This is a genomic window from Algoriphagus chordae (assembly GCF_003254055.1).
GTDB lineage: Bacteria > Bacteroidota > Bacteroidia > Cytophagales > Cyclobacteriaceae > Algoriphagus > Algoriphagus chordae.
Window position 1 is genome coordinate 249,089 of sequence record NZ_QKZT01000006.1, and the last position, 15,219, is coordinate 264,307.

The following is a 15,219-nucleotide window of genomic DNA, read 5'->3' on the forward strand; positions in this document are numbered from 1 at the left end:
ATATCACTAAATGATTGTGGAAATGCGGACTCTGTTACTTTTTCTTTTTTTAATTAGCTTATCTATTTTTTCATGTAAGCCTGTCGAATCCTCTGAATCGACCAAACAATGGTACAAAGGCAATCTTCACACGCATTCCTATTGGTCTGATGGGGACGATTATCCTGAGATGATTATGGATTGGTATAAGTCCCATGATTACGATTTTGTGGTACTTTCTGATCACAATACCTTGGCCGAAGGAGAGAAATGGAAGCTAATTCCGAAATCTCCGTCTCACGAACTGGGCTTTCAGAAATACTTGGATAAGTATGGAGATGAAGTTCAATATCGCGAGGATTCAGCAGGTAGGATAGAAGTCAAGTTAAAAACCCTAGCAGAATATGCTCCGATGTTTGAGGAAGAAGGAAAGTTCCTAATCATTCAATCGCAGGAGTTAACTGAGAGTTTTGAGAGTAAACCACTTCATATGAATGTGACGAACATTCAGAAACTAATACCTGCAGAGGGAGGGAATTCGATTCCGGAGATTATGCAAAATGGTTTGGATCGCGTGAAAGCACAGCGGGATTCTACTGGAGTGCCAATGTTTTTACATATCAATCATCCGAATTTTATCTGGGCGATTACCCCAGAAGATATCATAGCATTGAATGGTGAGCGTTTTTTTGAAGTATATAACGGTCACCCTCAAGTTAATAATTACGGTGATTCCTTGAGGCCAAGTATGGAAGTGCTTTGGGACAAAGTTCAAGCAGCCTATCTGGAAGCGGGGAAGCCATTGCTTTATGGTTTGGCAGTTGATGATGCGCATAATTACCATGTTTTTGATAAGAATAGTAGCAATCCTGGTCGTGGTTGGGTCATGGTTTTGTCTGAAAGCTTAGATCCGGCATCTTTGGTTGAAGCTATGGAGCGTGGAGATTTCTATTCAAGTACGGGTGTTACTTTGGAATCAATAGACTTCAGTGGAAAAAGGCTAAATGTGGAAGTGAAGGCGGAAGATGGTATTTCTTATGAAATCCAATTCTTTGGCACCAAAAAATCTTCACCAGAAGAAAGCGGAATATTGCTGAGCGAAGTAAGCGGAACTTCAGGGTCTTATACTTTGGAAGCGGATGATATGTATGTGCGTGCGAAAATCATTTCCTCTAAACCAAAAGAAAATCCTTATCAGATCGGCGATACAGAAACGGCCTGGACACAGCCAGTGACCGGGAAGTAATTGTAATTCTTGAGTTGTCGATTGATTTGAACGAAATTGCCTATAATTTCAAAATCATATCATAAACCATTATTTCATTGCAATCCCGACCTCATTCCTATCTTTTTTCCATTTCCTATTTCGGAGCTCGATACAAAGGCTGGGCGCCACAGCCAAATCAGCCAACAGTGCAGCGTAGATTGGAGCGAGTGATAAGACATGTGTTGGGGCATGAAGATTTTTCTCTGATTGGATCAAGCAGAACAGACTCTGGAGTTTCCTGTGTTGGAGGGTATGTTCAGATTTTCCTTCGGGAAAATGTTGAAATGAATTCACTCTTGCCTGAATTCAATGAGCACTTGCCACAGGATATTCAGCTTAATTCGGTACAGGAGGTTCCCACAAACTTCAATTTGATCCAGTCTGTCAAGCAGAAAACTTACCGCTTTTATTTTTCGAACACAATAGATTTCCATCCTTTCGCTTCGGCTTTTCTAGTCAATATAAAGGAGGATTTGAATTGGGAAGCGATGAAAGAAGCATGTCAAGTGTTTAAAGGGAAGCATGATTTCAAAGGCTTTTGCAAACCTTCAGAAAATAAAACTGACTATGTTAGGGAATTGCTTTCTGCTGAAATCCTAAATTCAAATGACTTTATGGGGCAGTATTTTCCTGGAGAGATTTATTATTTTGAAATCACTGGAACTGGTTTTCTTCATCATCAGGTGCGAATGATGATGTCTGCCGTTTGGCAAATTGGAAAAGGAGAAATGGAGATTTCTGAAATAGCGGGACGGTTTGAATCTGCTGAGGACTTTGATAAACTACCACCTGCTCCTGCCAATGGTTTGGTGCTATGGGAGACAGTTTTAGTAGATAAATGAAAGATGATTTTCATAAAAGTTTGAGGAACTAAGTATCTGAAAGAATTTCTAAAAGGGCATGTAGTTGAAGCTGAAAGCAAAAGTTGAAGATAGAAATTAACCTAACGTTGCGTCGCCGCGTCGTTGCGAGAAACATTTATAGCTTCAGCTCAAATACAAAATCATCCATCACATAGCCCTCTCCTATGTCGATAACTTCAGTCTTGATATTGACAAAACCTAAGTATTCATAGAAGTCGATAGCGCCTTTGTTATACTTATTCACATTGAGCAGGAGACTTTCTTGCTGATTGTCCAAGGCAATCTCTGAGATCGACTTGATTAATCTCTTTCCAATGCCTTTTCCCTGAGCAGTAGGAAGGATATAGATCTTATGAATTTTTGTTGTTCCAGGTATTTGATTCAGTTCAAAGCCCGTAAACCCCAGCTTTTCGCCATCCTCATCGGCTAGAAGAAAAGAATGACCTTGCTCAAGTTGGGCTTCAAGATTTGGGATGTCATAAAACCTATGAAGCATATAATCAATCTGCGCCGGACTTAGGATTTTTCCAAAAGTATCAGGCCAAGTTCGGTGGGCGATTGATTGGATTGTGGTTAAGTCTGCCTTGGATACTGAGATTACTTGAATCATATGTGTTGGGAATGATAAGCCAATTTATTCCGATTGTGTTAAAAAGAGAAACCGAGCCCCTTTTTATGAGACTCGGTTTCGTGAGTTTTTAATTATTCCTTAAACTTTGTTTGGTTCTGGATGTTTGTAGCCTTTTCGGTAAGGTCGGCGAAGTAGTTCTGTAGCTTCTTTGTCACCAATCACCGTCATGGTCTTTGGATCGTATTTCAACTCTCTTCCTCCAAGATCCATCGAGATATTTGCCAATATACAGGAGGCTGTAGAAATATGTCCTTCTTCAATATCTGCAACTGGTAAGGTGTTCGTATCAATTGCTTTTAGCCAATTCTGCATGTGAAGCCGAGTAGCAGGCGCAGCGTTTAATTCTATGTCTGGCTCATTGATATCTTCTGGATATTTTTCTCTTTCAAAAAGGCAGTCAAAATGGATTGGTTTTTCATTTTTATCCAGAGGAGTGTAATCAGCCTGCATAGTACTTCCAGCTAGCATTCCTTTTTCACCAAAGATCTTGAATGCCCATGGGTATTCTGGATCATCTGGGTTGCCCCATGTTCTATGCTGCCAGACTACATTAAGTTCTGGGTATTCGAAAATCGCAGATTGAGTATCTGAGATATTGGATTTGCCTTCTTTTTGCACATAGATACCTCCAGTTGATGTAATCTGTGTAGGCCAGCCAAGATCGAGCATCCAGCGAACAGTGTCTAGCATATGTACACACATATCTCCGGTGATGCCATTTCCATATTCTATAAATGTTCTCCACCAGCGTCTATGCGGTAAACCATCATAGGGTCTATAAGGAGCCGGGCCTGTCCATAGATCGTAATTGAAAAAGTCTGGAACTGGCTCCAAAGGTGGGTTTCCATTGGCACGCATATGATAATAACAGCAAATCTCCACATGAGAAATCTTTCCCAACTTCCCAGTATCAATGATCTGCTCTTTGGCATCGATCAGGTGTGGTGTGCTTTTTCGTTGTGTGCCTACTTGTACTTTCTTATTATATTTTCTAGTGGCGGCTACCATTGCTTCGCCTTCGATTATATCAACTGAAATAGGCTTTTGCACATAGACATGTGCGCCAGCTTTCAGTGAATCAATACATTGTAAGGCATGCCAGTGGTCAGGCGAACCTATCAGTACAAATTCAGGCTTTTCCTTGGCCAAAAGTTCTTGATAATCCTCATACAAAGGAGGGACTTTTCCAGACTTTTGACGAGTGGCGACCATATCTCCAGCAGCTTTTAGCATGTTCTTATCTGGATCGCAAAGTCCTACTACTTCTATATCGGCTACTTGGATTAGGCGAAAAAGGTCGGATTTACCATACCAGCCTGCGCCAATCAAGGCCACTTGTAATGGTCCTTCTCGGTCTTTGAAATCCATGCCTAAGAGGCCAAAACTAGCCAAGGTTGCAAAGGCAGAAGAACCTTTGAGAAAATCTCTTCGGTTGAGTGAATTCATTTAGATTGGGTTTGAGGTTGATTGTGCCTGATAAGTTACAAAAACAGCATCTTTTACCAAATTTAATTGGATGAACGGAGCAACTGGCGATGTATAATTTTAAACTTTGTCAGGCTCAGGGTGGGTGTATCCTTCACGATACGGTCTTCTCAAAAGTGCAGTAGCTTCCTCATCATCCACTACTATCATGGTCTTTGGGTCATAGCGGAGTGCTCTACCATCTAATGCCATGGACATATTTGCCAAAATACAGGATGCAGTAGAAATATGCCCTTGTGAGATGTCTGCTATTGGTAGTTGATCTTTTTCTATCGCCTGAAGCCAGTCTTGAAGTTGTGCGCGAGTGGCAGGAGCGGCATGGATTTCTATGTCTTTTTCGGTGACATCTTCAGGGTATTGTTCTTTTTCCAATACAACATCAAATTGGATGGATTCGCCTTTTCCTTCGGGTGTAAAATCTGCTCGCATAGGACTTCCAGCCAACATGCCATTTTCTCCATAAATCTTAAAAGCCCAAGGATAATGCTTGTCCACAGGATTACCCCAGGTACGGTGTTGCCAGACTACATTCATTTCGTTGAATTCAAATAAAGCAGTTTGTGTATCGGAAATATTGGCACCGGAATCCTTATCTACATAAATACCCCCCGTCGAAGTTACCTGAATCGGCCAGCCCAAGTCACACATCCAGCGCACAGCATCCAGCATGTGGACACACATGTCACCAACAATACCATTGCCATACTCCATAAATGCACGCCAGCCTCGATGTAATATCCCTCGGTATGGGAGCATAGGAGCAGGTCCTGCCCAAAGATCATAATTGAGGTTTTCTGGTACAGGCATTACAGCTGGATTGCTTCGGTTTCGCATATGGTAATAGCAGAAAACCTCTGCGTGAGAGATTTTGCCTAATTTCCCTGAGTCGATGATTTCTGTTTTTGCTTTGACAAGATGCGGAGTGCTTCTGCGCTGGGTTCCGATCTGTACTTTTCGGTCATATTTTCTGGCTGCGGCCAAAATCGCCTCCCCTTCTATCACATCCACCGATATTGGTTTTTGTAGATACAGGTGCGCCCCACTCTTTAGTACATCTATTGCGATCAGAGCATGCCAATGGTCTGGTGTGCCGACCAATACATACTCTGGTTTTTCCTTCGCAAGAAGCTCCTTATAATCTTCGTATAAGGCTGGTGTCTTTCCTGATTTCTGGCGGGTTGCAACAAGCTTACCAGCCTCTGCTAGTTGCTTACTGTCCACATCACAGAGCCCAACTACTTCTACCTCTGCTACTTGAATCAATCGAAAAAGATCTGATTTACCGTACCATCCTGTCCCTATCAAAGCTACTTGTAATGGTCCTTCGCGATCTTTAAAATCCATTCCGAGTAATCCGAAACTCGCTAGTGACATCAGGGCAGTGCTGCCTTTTAAAAATTCTCTTCGATTTAAGGGATTCATGGGTTATAGGTTTGTGGCAATTGAGGATTTGAATTTACAAAAAGCAGTGGCTATGGCAAGAGGTTTCAGCCAACCAAGATTTGAAAGAGAGGCCAATTATTGATCAAAAAATAGGATAAAAATTACTTTGCAGACCAATCGAGCTGCTTTCCCTTAGACTCGGTTTCTTTGTCCTTACTGGTACCAACTGCTATTCCAATCGCCATTCCTATTGGCAAGCCGATACCTATAAAGGCCATATTTCCCAATGATGCACCGAAGACTACTCCTAATGGTACCCCAAAAGCTGTCATGCCCAGAGCAAACCATTGAAGTTGGTAATGGTTTTTAGCTACAATTCCTAGATCGTTTTCCAGAAGCTTCAAGATGGCCACTTGGGCAGATTTGATTTGCTTCAATAGCTCTGGATCTGGGCCTGGGAAATTATTTACACCTGCCATGATTTCATTGATCTGAAATTCTACTGACTCTGGAATGTTTTTTTTCTCGATAGCGACCAAGAGGGTGCTTAGGTTATGAGCAGCTTTTGCGAATTTTGGATTTTCTTCGAAAGAGGGACGGGAGGTGAGTGGAGTGAGGGGCATTTAAAGGTTTTTATTATTTGTTGAAAAAGCTAAATTTATCAAAAACATACTCATGGACCTAGCAGCTAAAAAATTACGCTTGATGAAGCAAATCCTTGAGATCGATGATGATAAGTTGATCTCAGCACTTTTGGATTTACTTAAGCCAATGAAAAAGGAAGATGTGTTATCTGATTCACAGCGAAGGGAGATTTTGTTAGGTATCAAGCAATTGGACGAAGGAAGACGGGTTTCTTTGAAAGATTTTTTAGGAAAATAAAGAGGAGTTGAAAAAGTAAATCCAGTAAGCACATCCGATTGTCCCTGTTAAATTGATCCAAAGAAAAGTTGTATTGTAGTGGTTTTTTCTTTTCAAAGTTAATGAAGCGGGAATTAGATATAAAATACCGATTAGTGTAATAGGAAGTAGTAGTACTCCATAGCCAAATGGACCACCACCAGATTTTAGAATTCGGAATGTGTAAGGAAAGAAAACTGAAATATTGGAAAGAATTATAAATCCTGAAAAAGTCAAGTTTAGGATTTTTATAAATATGTGATCTTGGGTAATTGGCTGCTGTTTTTGCATCATTTTAAGATAAATAAGTTAATGATGGAAAATCTGAAATCTTAAACATCGGTCACCCGACACCCGACATCCCACATTCCTAAAACTTCACCCCAAATCTCGCCCCCAATTCAGTTAAATCCTTTACCACTGGATCTAGCAATGGAATTCCATCTTTCATACGAATAGCTTCCAATTCCCGCTCTGGATCTCCTGGGATCAATACCTTTTTATTTCCAGGAGTAGGTTTGGCTGTACGGAATCGCGTGATCCAATTGTCCATGTGAGCTTTAAATTCATCTGCTGGTCTAAAAGCATCTACACGCATTGCTCCGAAAAAATGGCCAATTCCTTCTCCAACAGGATTTGGGTCTGGCTCCAAAAAAGCCACAAAAGGTGGAACCCATGGGCCATAATTGGCACCAGAAAGCACTGCCGAGAAAATATCTACAATAGAGCCTAATGCGTAGCCCTTGTGAGATCCATGCTCACGATCTCCGCCCAGGGGGAGTAAAGCTCCTCCATCTTTTACCCCAGAGGCAGAAGTGGTCTGATTCCCATCTTTGTCCTGAACCCAGCCAGTAGGCGTGTCCATTCCTTTGCGTTGTAGGATTTCCAATTTCCCATTGGCAGCCGTTGTTGTAGCCATATCAGCTACAAATGGAGGTTGGTCTTTGGCAGGTATCGCTACAGCAATAGGGTTGGTTCCTAGAAGTCTCTCCTGCGAAAAAGTAGGCGCTACCAGTGGACTGGCATTTGTCAAAGAAATCCCAATCATATCATGGTCCAAGGCCTGCATGGCATGGTAACCTGCAATTCCATAATGATTAGAATTTTTCACAGAAACCCAACCTGTGCCTGCAACTTTGGCCTTTTCGATCCCAACTTTCATCGCATAAGGCGCTACCACCAAGCCTAAGCCACCATCTCCATCTACCACGGCAGTGGAAGGAGTTTCGTGTACTACTCGCACATTTGGCGTAGCATTAATCCTTCCTTTTTCCCATAACCTCACATACCCAGAAAGGCGAGCAACTCCATGACTATCTACTCCACGAAGATCTGCTGAAAGCAAAACATCTGCAGCAGTTTTGGCCTGATCTTCTGGACAGCCGATTTTGGCAAGCATGCCCAAAGTAAATGCGTGAAGTTGTTCGTAGGAATAGGTCATAGGAATAGGGGATTAAACTGGTGAAAACTTGCAGCCAAATATAAGAAAGGAATTTTTTTGGACTGGCTTAAAGGGCAGTTTGCTCAGGAATAAGTAAGGAAGCGATGGCGCCTTCTTTCAATGCGTAAGGAGAGCAAGTGATGAAATCTATATCGATGTAGCGCAAAATGAACTCAATCAAACTTGAAGCGACCACAATCATATCTACTCGCATAGGAATCATCCCTGGTATTAGCAGACGCTCTTCTTTGTTTTTACTCAAAAGCATAAGGTGAATCGCTTCGTACTCTTCTATTGGAAGTTCAAATACATGCCGTCCAGTGAGTTTGCACTGGAGCATGGATTCAAAATATATGTCCGTAAGCGTATCAAAAGTCCCTGAAGCTCCCACCAAACCAAGAGGTTTATAGGTTTTAATCGCATCAATTAATGGCTGGAGCTTTTCTCCTAAATATGCCTCAAGTTTATCAATCTCCTCAGGAAGCATTGGGTCATGATGATGAAAAAGCTCCAACAGTCGCTGGCCACCAATTTCAAAACTTTGTTTCCAGACAGATTCCTGACTATTGCCAATAATGAATTCCACAGAACCACCACCAATGTCCATCATCAGATCGGTCTGGCCATTTAGTGAGCCAGAAAGCCGAATTCCCTCATAGATCATCTGTGCTTCTTCTGATCCAGAAAGAACTTGAATGTTTATTCCAATGGTTTCTTTGACGGTTTTGACGAAGTCCGGGCCATTTTGGGCATTTCGAACTGCGCTCGTGGCAAATGCAAAAACCTGATCAATGTGCTCGCCATTGATCAGGTTTTTGAAATGCCTGAGCGTATGAAGAGCTCGTTTTACTGCGTCTTCGGCGAGTGTATTTTGGTTAATACCGCCTTTGCCCAACTTGACAGGGGTTTTCTCCTTGTAAATTGTATTAAAATTTACACCGTCTATTTCTACCAATAACAAATGAAATGTATTGGTCCCCATGTCTATCACCGCTGCCTTCCGGGTATTCATATACTGCCAATTTTTTCGATGGGCGAATATAGAAAGTTATTTGAAATGAGGACTTTCTACGTAAATTTTATTACCCAGTTTTTTGAGAAAGTCTTATAGCCACAGAACGCACAGAGGTTTCGCGGAGATCCACAGAGATAATTTTAAACTGTTTTAGATGCTTTGCTGAAAAGCTTCAAGATAGTTTTTCTGTAGAAATCCCTCTTTGTTAGTCCTGTTTAAGCTTTCCTTCCAGAGTTTCTAAGCCAAAGAGATGAGAGTTTTTAAAAAAATAGTCTCATCGATACTTACGATTGGTTATTTGTAGATGGTTTAGTGCCTACTTTTTACAAGATCCACAAATTGGACTCCTCACTTAAGCTCATTCCTTCGCATTTTTTTCCATACCTGACAAAGCCTGTTATATTTGAGCAAGTCTAAAAACTATCGTATGAGCAAACAGGATAAACCCAATTATACTTTACCCGGAAAAGAGGGTAAGATCGAGTTGCTAAAAAAGAAAAATGCTGAAGCTCTTCTAGGTGGAGGCGAAAATCGAATAGCTTCCCAACATAAGAAAGGGAAGCTTACTGCTCGTGAGCGTGTGGACTTGCTGATGGATGAGGGGACCTTTCAGGAGATTGACAAATTCGTGATGCATAGAGCGAAGGATTTTGGCCTGGACAAAGAGCATTATCTCGGAGATGGTGTGATCACAGGCTATGGCGAAGTCAATGGGCGATTGGTTTACATTTTTTCGCAGGACTTTACTGTTTTCGGAGGATCACTTTCCGAAACACATGCTGAAAAAATCTGCAAAATCATGGATATGGCCATGAAGAATGGCGCACCGGTGATCGGCTTGAATGATTCAGGCGGAGCAAGGATCCAAGAAGGAGTGAATTCATTGGGAGGCTACGCAGATATATTTTATAGGAATACGCTTGCTTCCGGCGTGGTACCACAGATTTCCGCGATCATGGGCCCATGTGCTGGAGGAGCAGTTTATTCACCTGCGATTACAGACTTTATATTAATGGTGGAAAACACCTCCTATATGTTTGTCACCGGGCCAAATGTGGTGAAGACGGTGACTCAGGAAAATGTCACGGCAGAGGAACTAGGTGGCGCTTCAGCCCATAGTACCAAAAGCGGTGTTACGCATTTTGCCTGCGCCAATGAGTTGGAATGCATTCAGCATGTGAAGAAGATCTTGAGCTATATGCCTCAAAACTGCGAGGAAATTGCTCCTGTTTATCCCTACGAAATGTTGGAGAATGAAAGTAGAGCTGAACTGGATAGCTTGATTCCTGAAAATCCCAATCATCCTTATGATATCCGCGATGCTGTAATAGGTATTGTGGATGAGGATTCATTCTTGGAAGTTCATGAGAATTTTGCTGATAATATCGTGGTGGGTTTTGCGAGAATAGCTGGCCGAAGTATAGGTGTAGTCGGAAATCAACCCCAGTCTATGGCAGGTGTCTTGGACAATGACGCTTCTGTCAAAGCGGCAAGATTTGTGCGAACCTGTGATAGCTTCAATGTTCCGTTGCTCGTTTTGGTGGATGTTCCTGGCTTTTTGCCTGGTACAGATCAAGAGTGGAATGGAATAATTACGAATGGAGCAAAATTGCTCTATGCCTTTTCTGAAGCGACTGTTCCTAGAATTACGGTTATCACAAGGAAAGCTTATGGTGGAGCCTATGATGTAATGAATTCAAAACATATCGGAGCTGATCTGAATTTTGCCTGGCCGACTGCTGAAATTGCGGTAATGGGAGCGAAGGGAGCTTCTGAGATTATTTTCAAGAAAGAAATCGCTGAAGCTGAAGATCCGGAATCCAAACTTCAGGAGAAAGTAGATGAATACACATCAAAATTTGCTAACCCTTATCGCGCAGCCCATCGAGGTTTCATAGATGAGGTTATTATGCCATCCGACACTCGAATCAAATTAATCAAAGCCTTCAAAATGCTAGAAAACAAGGTTGATAAAATCCCAAGGAAGAAGCATGGGAATATACCTTTGTAATAAATTCAATTATCAATTTTCAAATACAATTTTCAATGGATTCGAATACCTTTTTATATAAATACTTAAATAATGCTTCCCCGACAGGCTTCGAAGCTTCAGGGCAGCAGATTTGGCTGGATTACATCAAACCCTTTGTAGATGATTATTTCACTGACAATTACGGGACGGCGGTTGCAGTAATTAACCCGAAGGCCGAATTTAAGGTGGTAATCGAAGCACATGCTGATGAGATCAGCTGGTTTGTAAATTACATCAAAGAGGATGGTTACATCTATGTCCGTCGCAATGGAGGCTCGGATCACATGATCGCTCCATCCATGCGTGTGAATATTCACACGGACAAAGGAATGCTTCCAGGTGTTTTTGGTTGGCCAGCAATACATGTGCGGAAGGATGGGAAAGAAGATACCCCAACTTTGGATAATATTTTCATCGATGTAGGCGCTAGGTCCAAAGAGGAAGTGGAAGAAATGGGGATTCACGTAGGTTGTGTGATTACCTTCAAAGATGAGTTGACCGAATTGAATGGGAAATTCTACTCAGGCAGAGCGCTCGACAATAGAATCGGCGGGTATATGATTGCTCAGGTTGCCAAAAGACTCAAGGAGAATAAAAAGAAATTGCCTTTTGGACTTTATATAGTAAATGCAGTGCAAGAGGAAATTGGTCTTCGTGGCGCACAAATGATCGCTGCCAAAATCAAACCTAATGCAGCAATTATCACAGACGTTTGTCATGATACTACCGCTCCTTTATATAATAAGGTGACAAGTGGAGATTTCACCGCAGGCAAAGGGCCTGTTTTGCCAGTAGGCGCGTCTATTCACAAAAAGCTCTTGGATCTGATTATTGATACTGCCAAAAAGAAAGATATTCCTTTTCAGAGATCTGTTGCTTCACGTGTGACTGGCACAGACACGGATGCTTTTGCCTACTCTAACGAGGGCGTACCATCAGCTTTGATTTCCCTTCCTTTGAAATACATGCATACTACCGTAGAGACTGCTAGCAAAGATGACATCGATCAGTTGATTAACTTGATGTATGAGTTCTTGGTAGATTTTGATCCGACATTTGATTTCAGATATATAAAATGAGCCAATAGCTAATGGACCATAGTGGATGGTACCCATGAACTATGGGCTATATTCTATAAGTCAAAATGCATTTTACAGACCAACTCAAGCGTAGCATCTCACTTCCTGCTCCTCCTCAACGGATCATTTCACTTGTTCCATCTCAGACGGAGCTTTTGGTCGATTTGGGTTTGGAGGATAGAATAGTAGGAGTGACCAAATTCTGTGTGCATCCTGTAGGTCTTCGCAAAGCAAAAACCATTGTTGGCGGAACGAAGAATTACCGAATGGATGTGATAGAATCCTTGCAGCCAGATTTGATTATTGGCAACAAGGAGGAAAATGAGCAGTCTGGGATCGAGTACTTGATGAAAAAGTATCCAGTATGGATGAGTGATATCTATACTTTGGAGGATAGTTTGGAGATGATTTCGAGTTTGGGGCGCATGCTTGGAGCTAAGGTGAAAGCTGAGCAAATCATTAATCAGTTGAGATCTGACTTTGCTTTTCCATTGCACCAGAAGGGGACTGCTGTCTACTTGATTTGGAAGGATCCTATTATGGTAGCCGGGGCAGATACCTTTATTAATAAGATGATGGGGTTTGCAGGCTTTGATAACTTGATCCAAAGCTCACGTTACCCGCAGCTTAGCAATGAGGAATTAATTGAACTTGCTCCCGAATTCCTTTTACTCAGTTCGGAACCATATCCATTTAAAGATACTCATATACAGGATTTTCAATCAGTTTTACCGAAGGCTAAAATAAAACTGGTAGATGGCGAGATATTCTCATGGTACGGAAGTAGACTACTTAGGGCAAAAGAATATTGCGATACTTTATAAACTTTAAGTGCTATGAAAGCGTATTTCAAAAGTAATACTTGTGAAAAAATATATTTAGCTGAGAAACTTTCTTAAAAAAATCAATTAACTTTTGAGTCCAATTAGTTTGAAACTTATTAAAATATGAAAAATACACGATTTGCATGGGTAGCATTGTTTGCCCTAGCTTGGTCATGTGGACCAAAGACAGTAGAGGAAACTGTGACCGAAACTATAGTTGAGGAGGTCCCAGTAGCAGAAAACTCATTGACAGAGGAAGAAAAGGCTGATGGCTGGATGCTTCTTTTTGATGGTACAAATACTGATGGCTGGAGAGCATTTAATGGAGATAGTTTTCCTTCTGAAGGCTGGACAGTAGAAGATGGTGCATTGAAAGCATTGGGCAAGGGTGGAGACATCGGAGGAGATATTGTGTTTGGCGCCACAGAGTTTGAGCAGTTTGAGATGGAATGGACCTGGAAAATTGCTCCTGGAGGAAATAGTGGTGTGCTTTATCACGTGGTAGAAGATCCTAAATACAAGGCTCCGTATGAGACAGGTCCAGAATATCAGATGATCGATCAATTAGGTTTCCCTGATCCATTGGAAAAGTGGCAATCAATTGGTGCAGATTATGCAATGACCGAACCTAATTACGAAGGAGTAGTTAAGCCAGCAGGAGAGTGGAATACATCAAAAATCATTTTCTCAGAAGAAGGTTCTAGCTATTACTTGAATGGGCAAAAGACTGTGGAGTTCGTTCCCTACTCTGAAGCATGGACAGCTGCACGTAATTCTGGTAAGTGGAATGATTTCCCTGATTATGCCATTGCCAAAACTGGCTTGATCTCTCTTCAGGATCATGGTGCAGAGACTTGGTTCAAAAACATTAAAATAAGAAAACTGTAATTCTGAAGCTTTCCGTGATTATGCGGAGATAAATTTACATTACATGTGAGACTGCTGTCCGACTATAGCCGGGCAATTGACATTTGAATGACAAAATATAAACATATGAAAAAGGTATTAGTGGCGATGCTATTGTTAGCATCAGTGAATTTTGCGTATGCGCAGAAGAAAGTTAAACTCTTCAACGGTAAAGATCTTTCGGGATGGACCGTTTATGGTACAGAGAAATGGTACGTGGAAGATGGATTGTTGATTTCTGAAAGTGGTCCTGACAAAGCCTATGGCTATTTGGGTACTGATGAGGAGTATGATGATTTTGAAATCACACTGGAATTCAAGCAAGAAGCCAACGGTAACTCTGGTGTATTTATCAGATCTACAGTAGATGGAACGAAGGTTTCAGGATGGCAGGTAGAGGTAGCGCCTCCAGGTCATGACACTGGTGGAATCTATGAATCCTACGGTAGAGGATGGTTGGTGAAGCCAGATCCGGAAAAAGACAAGTATTTGAAGTTCGGCGAATGGAACAAAATGAAGATTGTTGTCAAAGGAGATAATGTTACTTCCTACTTGAATGGTCATGAGATGGTGAACTTCACAGATGCCAAAATTGGTGAAGGAAAAGGTGGCGTTTGCCTTCAGATCCACGATGGTGGAGGGATTAAGGTCTATTGGAAAAATATTGTATTGAAAAAGCTATAATATTCCAACAACTATAGATGAAACGCCCTGATGATTGAGTCATCAGGGCGTTTTTATTTTGTAGAAACTTTTCCCTGTCTCTATCAGTACTTTATGTAAAAAGGAGTTAAATCTCAAAGAAATCTATTGTCTCTAAAATAAAAAGGTAGATATTTGCACTCCCAAACGAGGCGAACGGCTGAGGGGAATGAACGGAGAGCGGTTCAAAAAAGTATTGAAAAACATTTAATTTTGCGAGAGGCTAGGAAGTCAAGAATGAGTTCTTACCTTTGCGCTCCCTTCGGCAGGAAGGGAGATAAAGCGGAGAGGGCTTAGTTTCTCAAAAACTTTAAAATTAAATATGGCAACAGGTATTGCGGATTAAAAATAATCATTTACCTTTGCACTCCCTTCAGCAAGGAAGGGGAAAAACGGAGCGAAAGTCGAGAGATAACAGCAGCCGACCAGCGCCACAAATGAGTGGTACTAAGTTCTTTGAAGTGATGTAAGACGAAAAAAAATAGTAACCTGAGAACAGACAGGGAGAGGCTTATAGAATTTGCTTCGTGCGGTTTTATAGGCAGTGTATAAATAATGATAATTTACAATGGAGAGTTTGATCCTGGCTCAGGATGAACGCTAGCGGCAGGCCTAATACATGCAAGTCGAACGGTATATTACTTTCGGGTAATAGAGAGTGGCGAACGGGTGCGTAACGCGTATGCAACCTACCCTATACAGGGGGATAGCC

General features: G+C 41.6%; 14 protein-coding genes and 1 rRNA gene. 9 read left to right on the plus strand and 6 right to left on the minus strand.

Annotation, left to right across the window (positions count from 1 at the left end; all coding sequences use genetic code 11):
• Positions 1-22 precede the first annotated feature (22 nt).
• A complete protein-coding gene (locus LV85_RS08775; protein ID WP_111318460.1) occupies positions 23-1,225 on the plus strand; it encodes a CehA/McbA family metallohydrolase domain-containing protein in 1,203 nt (400 codons plus the stop codon).
• A 77-nt stretch (positions 1,226-1,302) separates the two neighbouring features.
• Positions 1,303-2,088, plus strand: coding sequence for a tRNA pseudouridine(38-40) synthase TruA (truA, locus tag LV85_RS08780; RefSeq protein ID WP_158531159.1), 786 nt, complete (start codon positions 1,303-1,305; stop codon positions 2,086-2,088).
• A gap of 136 nt (positions 2,089-2,224) precedes the next feature.
• On the opposite strand, the gene LV85_RS08785 is transcribed toward truA, so the two are convergent.
• The 4 genes from LV85_RS08785 to LV85_RS08800 all read right to left on the minus strand — a co-directional run bounded on the left by LV85_RS08785 (position 2,225) and on the right by LV85_RS08800 (position 6,231).
• Positions 2,225-2,719: a GNAT family N-acetyltransferase gene (locus LV85_RS08785; protein WP_111318392.1), complete on the minus strand. Its 495-nt coding sequence runs from the start codon at positions 2,717-2,719 to the stop codon at positions 2,225-2,227.
• Between the two features lie 99 nt (positions 2,720-2,818).
• The gene (locus LV85_RS08790) at positions 2,819-4,186 is read right to left on the minus strand and encodes a Gfo/Idh/MocA family protein (protein ID WP_111318394.1); all 1,368 of its coding nucleotides are present in this window, start codon (positions 4,184-4,186) and stop codon (positions 2,819-2,821) included.
• Positions 4,187-4,285: 99 nt separating this feature from the next.
• Positions 4,286-5,647 carry a Gfo/Idh/MocA family protein gene (locus LV85_RS08795; protein WP_111318396.1) on the minus strand — a complete coding sequence of 454 codons (1,362 nt, stop codon included), beginning with the start codon at positions 5,645-5,647 and terminating at the stop codon, positions 4,286-4,288.
• 122 nt (positions 5,648-5,769) lie between these two features.
• Entirely contained in the window at positions 5,770-6,231 is a 462-nt protein-coding gene (locus LV85_RS08800; protein WP_111318398.1) for a hypothetical protein, read from the minus strand.
• An 82-nt stretch (positions 6,232-6,313) separates the two neighbouring features.
• Between LV85_RS08800 and LV85_RS08805 the strand changes: the two genes are divergently transcribed.
• Positions 6,314-6,490, plus strand: coding sequence for a hypothetical protein (locus tag LV85_RS08805; RefSeq protein ID WP_211318396.1), 177 nt, complete (start codon positions 6,314-6,316; stop codon positions 6,488-6,490).
• A 388-nt stretch (positions 6,491-6,878) separates the two neighbouring features.
• On the opposite strand, the gene LV85_RS08815 is transcribed toward LV85_RS08805, so the two are convergent.
• Both LV85_RS08815 and LV85_RS08820 read right to left on the minus strand, forming a co-directional pair.
• Entirely contained in the window at positions 6,879-7,949 is a 1,071-nt protein-coding gene (locus LV85_RS08815; RefSeq protein WP_111318405.1) for an Ldh family oxidoreductase, read from the minus strand.
• A 67-nt stretch (positions 7,950-8,016) separates the two neighbouring features.
• Positions 8,017-8,961, minus strand: a complete 945-nt coding sequence (locus tag LV85_RS08820) for a Ppx/GppA phosphatase family protein (RefSeq protein ID WP_111318407.1) — start codon at positions 8,959-8,961, stop codon at positions 8,017-8,019.
• 430 nt (positions 8,962-9,391) lie between these two features.
• Here LV85_RS08820 and LV85_RS08825 point away from each other — a divergent pair, with 430 nt between their 5' ends.
• From LV85_RS08825 to LV85_RS08850, 6 genes are all read left to right on the plus strand, one after another.
• A complete protein-coding gene (locus LV85_RS08825; protein WP_111318409.1) occupies positions 9,392-10,975 on the plus strand; it encodes an acyl-CoA carboxylase subunit beta in 1,584 nt (527 codons plus the stop codon).
• A 35-nt stretch (positions 10,976-11,010) separates the two neighbouring features.
• The gene (locus LV85_RS08830; protein ID WP_111318411.1) at positions 11,011-12,075 is read left to right on the plus strand and encodes a M42 family metallopeptidase; all 1,065 of its coding nucleotides are present in this window, start codon (positions 11,011-11,013) and stop codon (positions 12,073-12,075) included.
• Between the two features lie 65 nt (positions 12,076-12,140).
• The gene (locus LV85_RS08835) at positions 12,141-12,899 is read left to right on the plus strand and encodes a helical backbone metal receptor (RefSeq protein ID WP_111318413.1); all 759 of its coding nucleotides are present in this window, start codon (positions 12,141-12,143) and stop codon (positions 12,897-12,899) included.
• A 123-nt stretch (positions 12,900-13,022) separates the two neighbouring features.
• Positions 13,023-13,787 carry a 3-keto-disaccharide hydrolase gene (locus tag LV85_RS08840; RefSeq protein ID WP_111318415.1) on the plus strand — a complete coding sequence of 255 codons (765 nt, stop codon included), beginning with the start codon at positions 13,023-13,025 and terminating at the stop codon, positions 13,785-13,787.
• 105 nt (positions 13,788-13,892) lie between these two features.
• The gene (locus LV85_RS08845; protein WP_111318417.1) at positions 13,893-14,489 is read left to right on the plus strand and encodes a 3-keto-disaccharide hydrolase; all 597 of its coding nucleotides are present in this window, start codon (positions 13,893-13,895) and stop codon (positions 14,487-14,489) included.
• Positions 14,490-15,072: 583 nt separating this feature from the next.
• Positions 15,073-15,219: ribosomal RNA gene (locus LV85_RS08850) — 16S ribosomal RNA — on the plus strand; the annotation flags it as partial.

Coding starts and splice junctions, on each gene's coding strand:
- LV85_RS08775 (WP_111318460.1), top strand. CDS start 23: ATGCGGACTCTGTTACTTTTTCTTTTTTTAATTAGCTTATCTATTTTT.
- LV85_RS08830 (WP_111318411.1), top strand. CDS start 11,011: ATGGATTCGAATACCTTTTTATATAAATACTTAAATAATGCTTCCCCG.
- LV85_RS08840 (WP_111318415.1), top strand. CDS start 13,023: ATGAAAAATACACGATTTGCATGGGTAGCATTGTTTGCCCTAGCTTGG.
- LV85_RS08805 (WP_211318396.1), top strand. CDS start 6,314: ATGAAGCAAATCCTTGAGATCGATGATGATAAGTTGATCTCAGCACTT.
- LV85_RS08815 (WP_111318405.1), bottom strand. CDS start 7,949: ATGACCTATTCCTACGAACAACTTCACGCATTTACTTTGGGCATGCTT.
- LV85_RS08845 (WP_111318417.1), top strand. CDS start 13,893: ATGAAAAAGGTATTAGTGGCGATGCTATTGTTAGCATCAGTGAATTTT.
- LV85_RS08835 (WP_111318413.1), top strand. CDS start 12,141: ATGCATTTTACAGACCAACTCAAGCGTAGCATCTCACTTCCTGCTCCT.
- LV85_RS08785 (WP_111318392.1), bottom strand. CDS start 2,719: ATGATTCAAGTAATCTCAGTATCCAAGGCAGACTTAACCACAATCCAA.
- LV85_RS08800 (WP_111318398.1), bottom strand. CDS start 6,231: ATGCCCCTCACTCCACTCACCTCCCGTCCCTCTTTCGAAGAAAATCCA.
- LV85_RS08825 (WP_111318409.1), top strand. CDS start 9,392: ATGAGCAAACAGGATAAACCCAATTATACTTTACCCGGAAAAGAGGGT.
- LV85_RS08820 (WP_111318407.1), bottom strand. CDS start 8,961: ATGAATACCCGGAAGGCAGCGGTGATAGACATGGGGACCAATACATTT.
- LV85_RS08790 (WP_111318394.1), bottom strand. CDS start 4,186: ATGAATTCACTCAACCGAAGAGATTTTCTCAAAGGTTCTTCTGCCTTT.
- LV85_RS08795 (WP_111318396.1), bottom strand. CDS start 5,647: ATGAATCCCTTAAATCGAAGAGAATTTTTAAAAGGCAGCACTGCCCTG.